Below are 13648 nucleotides of genomic sequence, written 5' to 3' on the forward strand. Positions count from 1 at the left end.
CGCCCGACACTTAGCTTAGCGCGGCCGGTGGTTGACGATGACCGGTCGGCGGGCGACGCAGCCCTCTACTCAACCGGTATTCAGGCGGTCGCGCAACTGCTTGCCGGTCTTGAAGAAGGGAACCGACTTCTCCTCCACCTCGACCTGTTCGCCGGTACGCGGATTGCGGCCGGTGCGGGCATCACGATGCTTGACGGAAAAGGCACCGAAGCCGCGCAGCTCAACGCGGTCGCCGCGCGCCAGCGCCGCGGTGATTTCGTCGAAAACGGTCGAAACGATCCGTTCGACGTCGCGATGCGTCAAGTGCGGATTCACCTCCGCCAGCCGCTGGATCAACTCTGATTTGGTCATCTGGCCTGCCCCCCGACTTGGCCGCACCACGGTCCGGTAGATCCGCCTGCTCGCCGACTACCACTCCCACGCGACGCGCCCCGTTGGAGCCCGCCGCATCGCTTACCTGTCGTCTGTGAACGGGTTTTGCACAAAAAGGGTGCCAGACCCCGCGTCCAGAATCAAGGAAACCTTGTCTGAACAAAGAGATAGCCTGCGGCCGCTGGAGGCCTGGAGACGGCCGGAGCCGGCCTCCTGAAACGAACCGAGATCGGATCGGAATCGGGCCTGAGGTTGAACGGTCTATATGGGTCGGGGCCATAGATCGAACGAGCCAGGACCGCCTCGTGGAGCGACTGACGGCGGCCGAAAAAGAAAAACCCGGCCCGCAAAAGGCTGCGGACCGGGCTTTCCTGAACGAGCTGTCGGATGCGAGGGCTACTTCTGCTCCTCGCCCTCCTCGGACGTGTCGCCCTCGGCCTTGGTGGCCTCGGCCTGTGCAGCCTGATCCTTCGCCTTGGTCAGAGCCGCGCCCAGGATATCGCCGAGGCTGGCACCGGAATCGGTGGAGCCGTACTCGGCCATGGCCTTCTTCTCTTCCTCGACCTGCAGCTGCTTGATCGAGAGCGAGATCTTGCGGGTCTTGCGGTCGATCTGAGTGACCTTGGCGTCGACCTTCTCGCCGACGGCGAAACGGTCCGGCCGCTGGTCGCTGCGGTCGCGGGCCAGATCGGACTTGCGGATGAAGCCGGTGGCCCCGTCCGAAATCGCGACCTCGATCCCACCGTCGGTAACTTCCGTCACCGTGCAGGTCACCACCTCGCCCTTCTTCAGTCCCTCCATCGCGGACTCGAAGGGGTCGGAGGCGAGCTGCTTGATACCCAGGCTGATCCGCTCCTTCTCGATATCGACATCGAGAACCTTGACGTCGACTGTCTGGCCCTTGGTGTAGTCCTTGACCGCCTCGTCGCCGGTCTTCTCCCAGTCGAGGTCGGAGAGATGGACCATGCCGTCGATCTCGCCGGGCAGGCCGACGAAGAGACCGAATTCGGTGATGTTTTTGACCTCGCCGGACAGGGTCGTGCCGACGGGGTGCTTCTCGAGGAAGTCATCCCAGGGGTTGGACTGAACCTGCTTGAGACCCAACGAGATGCGCCGCTTGTTCTCGTCCACGTCCAGAATCATCACCTCGACCTCCTGAGAGGTGGAGACGATCTTGCCCGGATGGACGTTCTTCTTGGTCCAGCTCATCTCGGAGACGTGGACGAGGCCCTCGATCCCCGGCTCCAGCTCCACGAAGGCGCCGTAGTCGGTGATGTTCGTGACGCGGCCTGTGAAGGCTGTCCCAACCGGGTACTTGGCGGACACGCCCTCCCAGGGGTCGGCCTCCAGCTGCTTCATGCCGAGGCTGATGCGCTGAGTCTCCGGGTTGAAGCGGATCACCTGCACCTGCACCTGCTGACCGATGGACAGGGCCTCGGTCGGGTGGTTGATGCGGCGCCAGGAGATGTCCGTGACGTGCAGCAGGCCGTCGACGCCGCCCAGGTCCACGAAGGCACCGTAGTCGGTGATGTTCTTGACCACGCCGGTCAGCACCTGGCCTTCCTTCAGGCTCTCCATCAGCTCCTTGCGCTGATCGGCCCGATCCTCCTCCAGCACCGCACGGCGCGAGACGACGATGTTGCCGCGCGAGCGGTCCATCTTGAGGATCTGGAAGGGTTCCGGCTTGTGCATCAGGGGCGTGACGTCGCGCACCGGACGAATGTCGACCTGGCTGCCCGGCAGAAAGGCCGTGGCGCCGGAGAGATCGACGGTAAAGCCGCCCTTGACCCGGCCGTAGATATGGCCAGTCACGCGCTCCGCCTTCTCGAAGGCCTTTTCCAGCAGGTTCCAGGCTTCCTCGCGACGCGCCTTGTCGCGGCTCAGCATGACCTCGCCGTGGCGGTCTTCCATGCGCTCGAGGAAGACCTCGACATCGGCGCCCGGCTGGATCTCACCGTCCTCGCCAGCCTTGGCGAATTCCTTCATCGCAACGCGGCCCTCGGACTTGAGGCCGACATCGATGATCACATTGTCGCCTTCCACGGCGACCACGCGACCCCGGAGCACCGAGCCCTCGAGGGTCGAGCCGCCCAGCTGCTCATCGAGCAGAGCGGCGAAATTTTCTTGCGGCGCAGCGGCGCTCGCTTGGATATCGGACATGCGGTTCGTCTTCCTTTCGTATCGATCGCTATCCAGGCCGGCCGGTTTTCTCCGGCGGTCTTCCCGGCCGCACGACGGGTGCCGTGCGTCTCCAAACCGGGCTTGTTGGAGCCTTCACTCTGCCTTGGCGGCCGCCAGCTTCTCCACGACGATGCGCTTGGCCGCCTCGAAGGCCGCCTCGATGTCCAACTCGCTGGTGTCTAACAGGACCGCATCGTCCGCTGGCTTCAGGGGAGCTGTCGAACGCGCGCTGTCGCGCGCATCGCGTTCCCGAATTTCCGCCAAAACCTGCGGGTATATAGAGGACTCGCCACGGGCGATCAACTCTCGATGCCGCCGTTCCGCCCGAACCTCCGGGCTAGCGACGACGTAGATCTTCACCGGGGCGTCGGGGCAGACCACCGTTCCGATGTCCCGCCCGTCGAGAACCGCGCCGGCCAGCCCGTCCGGCGGCTGGGCGGCGAAGTTGCGCTGAAAGTCGAGCAGCGCCTGGCGTACGCGCGGCTGCGCCGCGACGACGGAGGCCGCGGCGCCGACCGCCTGGCTGCGCAGATCGGGGCGCTGCAGATCGGACGGCGAGAGGGCTTCGGCGGCACCGGCGGCCACCTCTCCATCCTGCGGATCCGCCCCTTCGGCGAGAAGCCTCGCCCCGACCGCCCGATAGAGGCTACCGGTATCGAGGTAGGCCAGATCGAACGCCTCGGCGAGGCGGCGCGCCAGGGTGCCCTTGCCGGAAGCGGCAGGCCCGTCCAAGGCAATCACCGGGATCATCCTTCCGCGCCCTCCTCGATCTCCGCTCCCAGACCGCGCAGCAGCGCCGGGAAGCCTGGAAAGGACGTCTCGATCGTCCGCCCGTCGTCGATCGTCACCGGCGCCTCAGCCGCCAGCCCCAGCACCAGGAAAGCCATGGCGATGCGGTGGTCCAGGTCTGCCGCGATCTCGGCACCGCCCCGTACCGATCCCGCTCCGCGACCCTGCACGGTCAGGCTGTCCTCGGTCTCCTCGACCGCGACACCGCAAGCGGCCAGCCCCCGCGCGACGGCGGCCAGGCGGTCGCTCTCTTTGACGCGCAGCTCGCCGAGACCGTGGAAGACGCTGGTCCCCTCGGCACAGGCCGCGGCAACCGCGAGGATCGGGTACTCGTCGATCATCGCCGGCGCGCGCTCGGGCGGCACCTCGATGCCCTTGAGGGCACCGGCGCGAACGCGCAGATCGGCGACGGGCTCGCCCGCCAGATCGCGCCGGTTCTCCAGGGACAGATCCGCCCCCATCTCGATCAGGCTGTCGAACAGTCCGGCCCGCAGGGGGTTCACACCGACGGTCGGCAGTGTCAGATCCGATCCCTCGCAAAGCAGGCCCGCCACCAGGGGAAAAGCCGCCGACGAGGGATCGCCGGGCACGACGACGTCGGTCGCCGTCAGCTCCGGTTGGCCCAGCAGCGTGACAGCGCGCCCCTCCGCTCCGTCCTCCACCCGCAGCTCCGCGCCGAAGGCCCGCAGCATGCGCTCGCTATGGTCGCGGGTCGGTTCAGGTTCCAGCGCGACGGTTTCACCGGGCGCGGACAGACCGGCCAGCAGCACCGCCGACTTGACCTGGGCGGAAGCCACAGGCAGGCGGTAGACCTGCGGCGCCGGAACGGCGGCGCCGGTGATCGCCAGCGGCAAACGCCCCTCCGAGCGCGCAACGAAACTGGCGCCCATGCGCGTCAACGGTTCGACGATCCGGCCCATGGGGCGCCGCCGCAAGGAAGCATCGCCGGTCGCGAAGGCTGTGACGGGATGGCCGGCCAGCACGCCGAGCATCAAGCGGGCCGCCGTACCGGAGTTGCCGAAGTCGAGCAGATCGTCGGGCTCGGTCAAGCCGCCGATCCCCACGCCGTGCACCCGCCAGCGCCCCTCGGCCTTGCGCAGGACCTCGGCCCCGAGTTGCCCCAGAACCCGTGCCGTCGCACGAACGTCCTCGCCCTCCAGCAGGCCGTCGATCCGGGTCTCACCGACTGCCAGAGCGCCGAAGATCAGGGCACGGTGAGAGATCGACTTGTCGCCCGGCACTGTGACCCGGCCGGTCAAGGCCGTCGAAGGGCGAGCCGTAAGTCTGGTCACCGTAAGTCTGGTCATGGGTCTCCGGTCACGAAACACGAGTTGCGGGAAGCGGACGTCGTCGGACGAGAAAGGCGGCCCACCCGCCGAGGCGCGCTGCGTAACACGATTGTCAGGATGGCGGTAGGGCTGGGCGCCCGAGGGGAAGAGAGGAACGCAAAGCGCTGCTGCACGTCACCGGCCCAGCCTTAGAGTGCGATCCCACCGAAGGCGATCCTGCTCTAGGACGCATGCCGCATCGACGTGAGCATTTGACTTCGTACGCGCTGCGTGGCAAGTGCGCGGCAGACTGTTTCCGGCGCGCGCCGCGGACCCATGCAGGCGCGCCGCTTTCTTGAGTTCTGGAGGACCCGAGCCCGTGTCGAAACCCGAGTGGGGCGTCAAACGTATCTGCCAAGCCTGCGGCGCGAAGTTCTACGACTTCAACCGCTCGCCCGTCGACTGCCCGTCCTGCGGCACCCAATTCGACCCCGAAGCCTTCCTGAAGTCCCGCCGCGGCAAGCCGGCCAAGGAGAAGGAGCCGCCGAAGAAGAAGGCGCCGGAACCGGTCGAAGAGGAAGATGAGGATGACGTCGTGGACGACGACGACGATTTGGTCGTCGACGCGGACGACGACGAGAGCGACGACGAGGACCTGGGCGACGTCGCCGTCGAAAAGGAAAAGGAATAGGCCGAAAGGGCCGCGTTTCGGCCGGCTTGCCTCAGGCGTGGCGGAAACGCGATTTTCCCTTGCCAAGCCGCAAGACGCTTTCTAACTTCCGCCCTCCCCGGCAGGGTGTGCTGTCGACTGTTATCGGTCGATCCGGTCTCGTCGGGACGTCCCGGCTCCAGACCGCCGGGCAGAGGAACGGACCACCCCAAGGGTCCGTCGTAAAATTGGTTTCGGGGCCGTAGCTCAGTTGGGAGAGCGCTACAATGGCATTGTAGAGGTCGTCGGTTCGATTCCGTCCGGCTCCACCAACTCTCTTCACGACCCAGCAGCTTTAGAAATCGTCCCGACCAGAGTTTTGCCTCGGCAGGGTGACGGCCTCAGCGCGCCTCGCCTGCGATTTCGGCACGCCGGGTCCGGAAAAGCTCCACCAGGGCGTCCATGACGATCCGCACGCGGGGAACGTTGCGCAGGTCGCTGTGCACCAGCAACCACTGATCGGTGGCCGCATCGGGAATGGGTGCCGTGAGGCGGACCAGGTCGGGATCGGCGTCGCCGAGAAAGCAGGGCAGCACGCCGATACCGCTGCGGTTGCGGATGGCGTCGGCCACGACCGCGCCGTGGTTCGAGCGCACCGCCGGCTTGCGCTGGCCGAGCAGCGCCGTTTGCCAGGCCTGGCCCGGCATGTAGTGATGTGCCTCGTCGTAACCGACCCAGGGCAGATCGGTCAGCTCCTCGGGTGCCGCGCCCGCGCGTTCGACGAAATCGCCGGCGCCGTAGACGGCATAGCCGAAGGTCGCGAGCTTGCGCCGCACGACCTGGGACAGGTCGGGAAGCTGCGGACGGATATTGAGATCCGCCTCTCGCCGCGACAGGTTGGCGGAGAGATGGGCGACCGCGACCTCGAACTCGATGCACTGATGGGCACTGCGGAGATCCGCAAGATGACGGGACAGGAAATCGGCGATGGTCTCGTCCACGGAGATGCGCACGGTGCCGAGGTGGGTGGAGGACAACCCGGCACTGCGCCGGTGAATGGCGTCGGCGGCCTGTTCCATCTGCTTGACGTCGTGCAGCAGTTCCAACGCCGCCGCCGTCATCTGGAAGCCCTCGGGCAGACGATCGAACAGCCGCGTGCCCAGCTCCTCTTCCAAGACCTTGATACGCCGCGAGACCGTCGGATGGCTGACGCGCAGGCGCCGTGCCGCGGCCGTCAGGCTGCCCTCCTCGGCGAGGGCGAGAAAGCTGCGCAGGTTGTCCCAGTCGCCGATCATGGGCTCAGAATGACGCGTCGCGCGGCGGATGCCATGTAAATTTTCGTTCGACCGTTCTTCAGAAAGGTCCAGAGACGAACGCCGGCGTTCGGCGCTACCGTGACTGCGTCACTCTCTGGACGGAGCCCCGCGATGCATTTCGAACCACGCCTCTGGAAGTTCACGAAGGGCGTCCGCTGGCGCATCGCCTTCGCGGTCTCCATCGGTCTCGTGGCCGTGGCGCTTGGCGTCGGGCGGTTGGCTCTGCTCGGTTGGCTGATCGCACAGGTCTTCGCCGGAGCGAGCCCAAGCGAGCTGGCCTGGCCGGTCGTCGCGGTGGCGGTGGCCATGGTTCTGAGAGGCGTCTTCGAGCAGTGGCGGACGACGGTGGCCCACCGCACCGCCGCCATCGTTCAGCAGCGCCTGCGCCGCGCCTTATTCGACCGCATCGCCACGCTTGGCCCCGCCTACGTCGGATCGAAGCGGGCCGGCGACCTGACCCTGACCCTCGCGGACGACGTGGAGAAACTCGAGACCTACTTCGGCAAGTATCTGCCGCAGCTTCTCGTCGCGCTGCTCACGCCCTTTCTGATCTTCGCTTTCGTCGCCTGGCTCGATCTGCCGGTCGCCGCCGTCCTGCTCGCCTTCGCGCTGATCGCGCTCTTCGCACCAGCGCTCTGGCATGCCGCGAACGGCGCTCAGTCCAGAGCGCGCAGCCGGGCCTACGGCGACTTCGCCGCCGAACTGGTCGACTCGATCCAGGGATTGGCCACGCTGCAGGCCTTCGGGCGCTCGCGGGATCGGGCGCGGCTGCTCGCGGAGAAGGCGGATCGCCTGTCCGACACGACAATGCGGGTCCTGGCCAACAGCGCCCTGACGCGCGGCATCTCGGATACCTCGATCGCCGTCGGTGCCGCGCTCGCTCTGGCCCTGGGCGCCTTCCGCGTCGAGGGTGGGCAGATGGCGCTGGCCGAACTGCTGGTGATCCTGATGGTGGGTGTGGAGCTGTTCCGCCCCCTGCGCGACCTGCGAACCGTCCTTCACGAGGGGATGACAGGACTCTCGGCGGCCCAGGGCCTCTACCGCCTGTTCGACGCCGTGCCGCTCGTGGCCGATGCCGAGGGGCCGGCACCTGCCGAGCTGCCATCGACCCTGTCCTTCGAGGCGGTCCGCTTCGCCTATCCGGGGACCGACCGGCGGATCCACGACTCTCTATCGTTCGAGGTTGCAGCGGGGGAGCGCATCGGCATTGTCGGGGCCTCGGGCATGGGCAAGTCCTCCATCGTCAAGCTGCTGCTCCGCTTCTACGAACCGGACGCGGGAACGATACGGATCGGCGGTGAGGATTTGAGACGCCTGCCCTTCCAGGCGATCCGGTCGAGGGTGGCCGTCGTTCAACAGGACGCCTTCCTGTTCCACGGCACGCTGCGCGACAACATCTGCTTCGGCAAACCGGAGGGGACAGAGGCCGAGATGATCGCTGCGGCCAAGGCGGCGAACATCCACGATTTCGTCTCGTCTCTGCCGAACGGCTACGACACCCAGGTCGGCGAGAAAGGCATCAAGTTGTCCGGCGGTCAGCGCCAGCGAGTCGCCATCGCCCGCGCCCTTCTGCGCGACGCACCGATCCTGGTTCTCGACGAAGCCCTCTCGGCGGTCGATGCCGAGAACGAGGCGGCGATCCAGGGCGCGCTCGACGGCCTGATGGCAGCGCGCACGACCCTGGTGCTGGCTCACCGCCTGTCCAGCGTCATCGGCTGCGACCGCATTCTCGTGCTCGATGGCGGCCGCGTGGCGGAATCCGGTAGCCACAGCGAACTGCTGGCACGCGGCGGCCTCTACGCGGCACTGATGGCCGAACAAGCCCAGGAGAGCCAGGGAGAAACCCTAGATGCCCTGCTCGCGGACAGTCCTGAACGAGACACGGCCGCAACCCAGCGGAGCGAGACTGCTCTGCCCGCCGCGTCGCGGCAGGCGCCGACCGAGGGCGTCGTGGCGGCGGAGGGTCTCGGCTGGGGCCGTCTGGCCCTGCTGCTGCTCGGCCTGATCCGCCCCTGGCGCTGGAAGATGACGGCAACCTTCCTGTTCGGGGTGACCCGCGTTCTCGCCTTCATCGCCGTCGGCCTGATCAGCGCCTTGATCCTGCTGGACCTGAAAAGCGGCGAAGACTTTCGCGGCTATCTGCCCTGGCTGGCGGTCGCGGCGCCCTTGGCGGGTCTTTTGCACTGGGCGGAGTCCTGGCTGGCCCACGACGTCGCCTTTCGTCTGCTGGCACGCATGCGCATCTCGCTCTTCGAGACGCTGGACCGGCTCGGGCCCGCCTACCTGGTGCGCCGGCGAACCGGCGATCTGATGGCCATCGCGACCCAGGACGTGGAGATGGTGGAGTACTTCTTCGCCCACACCATCGCGCCGGCCTGCGTCGCGATCCTGGTGCCGACGGCCGTGCTGGCGATCCTGGCCTCCTTCGACCCCTGGCTCGCGGCCGCGCTGCTGCCGTTCCTGCTGGCGGTGGGTCTCAGTCCCTGGCTGATGCGGCGCAAGGTCGACGAGCTGGGGTCGAGCGCGAAGGAGGCGGCGGGCGAGCTCGCGGCCCATGCCGTCGATACGGTCCAAGGCCTGGGCGAGATCGTCTCAAGTTGCCAAGAAAAGCGACGCGGCACGGAACTCGACCGGCTGTCGCAGCGCCATATCGCCGAGCGGCTCGCCTTCTTCCGCAAGCTCGCGTCCCAGCACAGCCTGATCGAGGTCTTCACGGGGCTCGGCGGTCTCGCGGTGGTCACCGCCGGCGCCCTGCAGGTGGCCGCAGGCAACCTGGACGCCGGCCTTCTGCCTCTGCTCACATTGGTCTCGCTCTCGGCCTTTCTGCCGGTCTCGGAGATCGCCCAGATCGGCCATCAACTGGCCGACACCCTGGGTGCCGCGCGCCGCATCCATGCGGTCGAGTCCGAGCGCCCGACCATCGAGGAGCCGGTGGAGGCCGCACGGCGGCGAGAGACGGTTCCGGCCGCCCTGACGCCCAGCGTCGCCTTGCAAAACGTAAGTTTTCGCTATCCCGGCACCGACCGTCCCGCCCTGGCCGAGGTCTCCTTCGAGGTCGCCGCCGGACAGACGCTGGCCCTGGTGGGACCGTCGGGCGCCGGCAAGTCCACCATCGCCCAGCTTCTGCTGCGCTTCTGGGACCCGACCGAGGGATTAATCACCTTTGGCGACCGCGATCTTCGCACCCTCGGACTGGACGCGCTGCGCGAGCGTATCGCGCTGGTGGCCCAGGACACCTACCTCTTTAACGACACGCTGGAGGCCAATATCCGCCTGGCCCGTCCCGACGCGAGCGAGGCCGACCTGCGCGCGGCGATCGATCGCGCCGCGCTCGGCGATCTGGTCGCCGCGCTTCCGGAGGGCCTGGCGACGCCGGTCGGCGAACGGGGCAGCAGCCTGTCGGGCGGGCAGCGCCAGCGGGTCGCCATCGCTCGCGCCTTCCTGAAGGATGCACCGATCCTGATCCTGGACGAAGCCACCTCGCATCTGGACGCGGTGAACGAGAGCCTGATCCGGCGGGCGCTGGAGGCCCTGCGTGCCGGCCGTACCACCATCGTGATCGCGCACCGTCTCTCGACCGTGCGCAACGCAGACCGAATCGTCGTGCTGGAGAACGGCCGGGTCGCGGAAAGCGGCAGCCACGGCACGCTGCTGTCAATGGGCGGTCTCTATGCCCGTCTGGTCGGCCGGCAGGGCGCTCTCGGCCGCTCGGCGGCCGAATAGCTCACGCCGGCCCGTGATCCTACTCTAGAACCAGCCGGGTCGGACGTCGGCACCCAGGACGGTGTCGTAGACGTCGACGCGGCGGTCGCGCAGCGGCTGGTTGAAGGCGTTCCAGGCCCGCTTACGGCGGGCGTCGGCCAGATCGACGGAGGCGATCAGAATCTCCTCTCCATCGCGGCTGGCAGGGCCCGCGACCGGCCAGCCGGTAACATCGCAGATGAGGCTCTGACCGATAAAGGGCTGACCGCGCTCGGTTCCGATCCGGTCGGCGGCGGCGACGAAGAGACTGTTGCTGTGCGCCGCGCCCATGCACAGCAGGTTGGCCATCGCGCGCCGTTCGGGCGTCTGACCGGGAACCGGCACCCAGTTGGTCGGTACGCAGACCAGGTCGGCGCCTTGCAGGGCCAGCAAGCGAAAGGCCTCCGGAAACCAGATATCGTAGCAGATCAGACAGCCGATCCGGCCTAGGGGCGTCTGGAAGATCGGGAAGCCCAGATTGCCGGGCTCGAAATAGAGATTCTCCTCGTTCCAAAGGTGCATCTTGCGATAGGTGCCGATGTGCCCGTCCGGCCCGATCACCACCGCCGAGTTGTAGAGTGCGCTGCCCTCGCGTTCCGCCAGGCCGGCGATGATGTAAAGACTATGTCGCCGCGCGCTCTCGGCCCAGGCAGTGCTGGCCGGCCCCTCGCCCGCCACCTCGGCGAGACCGTAGGCCTCCTCCCGGCTCTCGAAGACGTATCCCGAGTTCGCGAGTTCGGGCAGCACGACGAACTTCGCACCGGCTTTAGCGGCTTCCTCGATCTTGGCGCAGCTCCGCTCGATGTTGCCGGAGAGGTCGCCCACCCTCGGCTCGATCTGGACGCAGGCCAGGGCGGTTCTCGGATCGTGGCCGGTACCGGCCGCCTCTTCGCTCATCGCGCACTCCCTTGCTGGACTTGTCCGCCGTCGGCGGACGCCGCTGCGGGACGAAAGATCGTTGCTCGTCGCCAAAACATTAGGCAACGAGTCTTGCCGTCTTGGGCAGATTTTATGCAATTATCGTTCGCAGTGGTATAGCCTTAAGGCAGTTCCCGGCTGTCGAGCGCCTGGCATACTTCTTGCTGAAACAGATCCGTCACAGGTTTTCGAACGGGCCGCAGCAGTGACAGGTCCCTAACGGACCCGCCACGTCGGCCCAGCAATCGAAAGGTCCCGCGATGGAGCTCGATGCGATCGCCAAACTGGTGTTCGACATCCTCGCCTTCTCCTCGATCATGGTTCTGGTCGTGCTGGGCCTCGCCGTCATCGCCAGCATGATGGGCATCTTCAACCTCGGCCATGGCGAGTTCGTTCTGCTCGGCGCCTATACGGTCTTCGTCTTTCGGGAGCTGGGTCTGCCCGAGTGGACCGGCATGCTGGCCGCCCCCTTTCTCGTGGCCCTCGTCGGCCTTTTCGTCGAGGCGACGGTAATCCGCAGACTCTACGTGGCCCCCGTGATCGCCATGCTGGCCACCTTTGCCGTGGGCCTGATCATTCGCGAGACGGTTCGCGGCCTGATCGGCGGCCAGTTCTATTCGATCGACGAACCGATCCAGGGATTCATCCAGATCGGTGACGTCAGCCTCTCGGCCTGGCGGACAGTCATCATCCTGGTGACCCTCGCCGTGATGACCGCCTGCTACCTCTTCCTCACCCGCACGACCTTCGGTCTGCAGATCCGCGGCGCGCTGGAGAACCCGATGCTGGCGCGCGCCTCCGGTGTCTCCACAGCGCGGCTCTACGCCTTCACCTTCGCCTTCGGCGCGGCGCTCGCCGGCCTCGCCGGCGCCCTGATGGTGCCGCTCTTCTCGCTGTCGGCGGACCTGGGGCTGCGCTTCCTGGTGCAGGCCTTTCTGGCCGTCATGCTGGGCGGCGTCGGCACCTTCGAGGGGCCGGTTCTGGGCGGCGCCTTGATCGGCGCCATGGTGCCGGGCTTCCAGTGGCTGCGCGAACTGCCGCTGCTGAACGCCCTGATCCAGCCCATCGTCGCCGAGGTTCTGGTCTTCGTCGCGGCTCTGATCATCGTCAAGTTCCGTCCTCAGGGCCTACTCAGCAAAGGGAGGATCTAGTGATCAACGACCGCAAGCAAGCTGCACCGGAGCAGGGCGTACCCGACCGCCGTCTCACCCGCCGGGGCTTTCTCAAGGGTGCCGGCGCACTGGCCGCAACGGGCTGGATCGCCGGCAGTGCCGGCGGCTGGGTCCTGAGACCCAAATGGAGTCACGCCTCAGGCCCGATCAAGATGGGCATCGCGACCGACATCACCGGTGCCATCGCCCCCTCGGGCAACGCCAACTGGCAGATCGCGCAGTTGGCGGTCCAGCAGATCAACGACGCCGGCGGCATCCTGGGCCGACCCATCGAACTCTATCTGGAGGACACAGCCTCCGACCCCGGCGTCGCCGTGGGCAACGTGCGCCGGCTGATCCAGCAGAACGACGTGGACGTCGTGCTCGGCGGCATCACCAGCGCCATGCGCGAGGCGATCAAGAACCCCATCGTCCGACGCGGCCGCACGCTCTACATCTATCCGCAGCTCTACGAAGGGCAGGAGTGCACCGCAGACCTCTTCTGCACCGGCCCGACGCCGGCACAGCAGTGCGACGAGCTGATCCCCTGGCTGATCGGCCAGGGACACAGGCGCTTCGCCTTCCCCTCGGCCAACTACCTTTGGCCGCAGCTTCTCAACGCCTACGCCCGCAAGGTGATCGAGGACAACGGCGGCGAGGTGGTGTTCGAGGAGTACTACCCCCTCGATCAGATCGAGTACTCGGCCACGGTCGCAAAGATCAACAACGAGAACGTGGACTGCGTGTTCAAGACGGTAATCCCGCCGGGCACCCAGGCCTTCCTGAAGCAGCTCTACGAGAGCGGCTTCAACGAGCGGGGCGGACACGTGAGCTGCGTCTACTTCGACGACAACTCGGTCAACTACGTCCCAGCCCGCGAGATGGAGGGGCTGTCGAGCTGTCTGGATTACTTCAAGGCGGTCGACGATCCCTTCAGCAACGAGCTTCAGACCGCCTACGACGCGATGTTCCCCGATACCCGCTACCTCTTCACCGCCGGCTCCGCGGCCACCGGCATGTATCGCGGCGTGAAGTTCTACGAGGAAGCGGTCAAAGCGACCAACGGCGATCTGGACCGCGACGCCGTCTCGGCCGCGCTGGACACGGCGGAGATCGCCGAAGGCCCGGGCGGCGGCGCCAGGATGATACCCGGCACGGGCCACTGCGCGATGAACATGTACATCGCCGTCTCGCGCGCCGGCGAATACGAAGTGATTTCGAAGTACGACATGGTGGATCCCGCCGAGTGCACCTGAGCGGTTC

10 protein-coding genes and 1 tRNA gene are annotated in these 13648 nt (G+C 66.9%); 5 read left to right on the forward strand and 6 right to left on the reverse strand.

Features of this window, described 5'->3' with window-relative positions:
• Window positions 1–69: 69 nt before the first annotated feature.
• From ihfB to aroA, 4 genes are all read right to left on the reverse strand, one after another.
• Window positions 70–351 (reverse strand): integration host factor subunit beta, encoded by a 282-nt coding sequence (ihfB, locus tag ACO054_RS15285; RefSeq protein ID WP_421707451.1) that lies wholly within the window; start codon window positions 349–351, stop codon window positions 70–72.
• Window positions 352–768: 417 nt separating this feature from the next.
• Window positions 769–2568: a 30S ribosomal protein S1 gene (gene rpsA, locus ACO054_RS15290; protein WP_421710373.1), complete on the reverse strand. Its 1800-nt coding sequence runs from the start codon at window positions 2566–2568 to the stop codon at window positions 769–771.
• Window positions 2569–2646: 78 nt separating this feature from the next.
• A complete protein-coding gene (gene cmk, locus ACO054_RS15295) occupies window positions 2647–3303 on the reverse strand; it encodes a (d)CMP kinase (protein ID WP_421707452.1) in 657 nt (218 codons plus the stop codon).
• Entirely contained in the window at window positions 3300–4649 is a 1350-nt protein-coding gene (gene aroA, locus ACO054_RS15300) for a 3-phosphoshikimate 1-carboxyvinyltransferase (RefSeq protein WP_421707453.1), read from the reverse strand. The genes cmk and aroA overlap by 4 nt, the downstream gene beginning before the upstream one ends.
• A gap of 340 nt (window positions 4650–4989) precedes the next feature.
• Here aroA and ACO054_RS15305 point away from each other — a divergent pair, with 340 nt between their 5' ends.
• Together ACO054_RS15305 and ACO054_RS15310 are read left to right on the forward strand one after the other, a co-directional pair.
• Window positions 4990–5301, forward strand: coding sequence for a TIGR02300 family protein (locus ACO054_RS15305; RefSeq protein WP_421707454.1), 312 nt, complete (start codon window positions 4990–4992; stop codon window positions 5299–5301).
• A gap of 214 nt (window positions 5302–5515) precedes the next feature.
• Window positions 5516–5591, forward strand: a tRNA-Ala gene (locus ACO054_RS15310).
• Between the two features lie 69 nt (window positions 5592–5660).
• Here the strand turns inward: ACO054_RS15310 and ACO054_RS15315 are convergent.
• On the reverse strand, window positions 5661–6554 hold the full coding sequence (locus tag ACO054_RS15315; protein ID WP_421707455.1) for a LysR family transcriptional regulator: 894 nt from the start codon (window positions 6552–6554) through the stop codon (window positions 5661–5663).
• 132 nt (window positions 6555–6686) lie between these two features.
• Between ACO054_RS15315 and cydC the strand changes: the two genes are divergently transcribed.
• Entirely contained in the window at window positions 6687–10298 is a 3612-nt protein-coding gene (cydC, locus tag ACO054_RS15320; RefSeq protein ID WP_421707456.1) for a thiol reductant ABC exporter subunit CydC, read from the forward strand.
• Window positions 10299–10322: 24 nt separating this feature from the next.
• Here the strand turns inward: cydC and ACO054_RS15325 are convergent, their stop codons facing one another.
• Window positions 10323–11213, reverse strand: coding sequence for a nitrilase family protein (locus ACO054_RS15325; RefSeq protein WP_421707457.1), 891 nt, complete (start codon window positions 11211–11213; stop codon window positions 10323–10325).
• A 281-nt stretch (window positions 11214–11494) separates the two neighbouring features.
• Between ACO054_RS15325 and ACO054_RS15330 the strand changes: the two genes are divergently transcribed.
• On the forward strand, window positions 11495–12385 hold the full coding sequence (locus tag ACO054_RS15330) for a branched-chain amino acid ABC transporter permease (RefSeq protein ID WP_421707458.1): 891 nt from the start codon (window positions 11495–11497) through the stop codon (window positions 12383–12385).
• Window positions 12385–13641, forward strand: coding sequence for an ABC transporter substrate-binding protein (locus tag ACO054_RS15335; RefSeq protein ID WP_421707459.1), 1257 nt, complete (start codon window positions 12385–12387; stop codon window positions 13639–13641). Before ACO054_RS15330 ends, ACO054_RS15335 begins: the two co-directional genes overlap by 1 nt.
• Window positions 13642–13648 lie beyond the last annotated feature (7 nt).

This window comes from Algihabitans sp. (assembly GCF_965226985.1).
Classification (GTDB): domain Bacteria; phylum Pseudomonadota; class Alphaproteobacteria; order Kiloniellales; family DSM-21159; genus Algihabitans.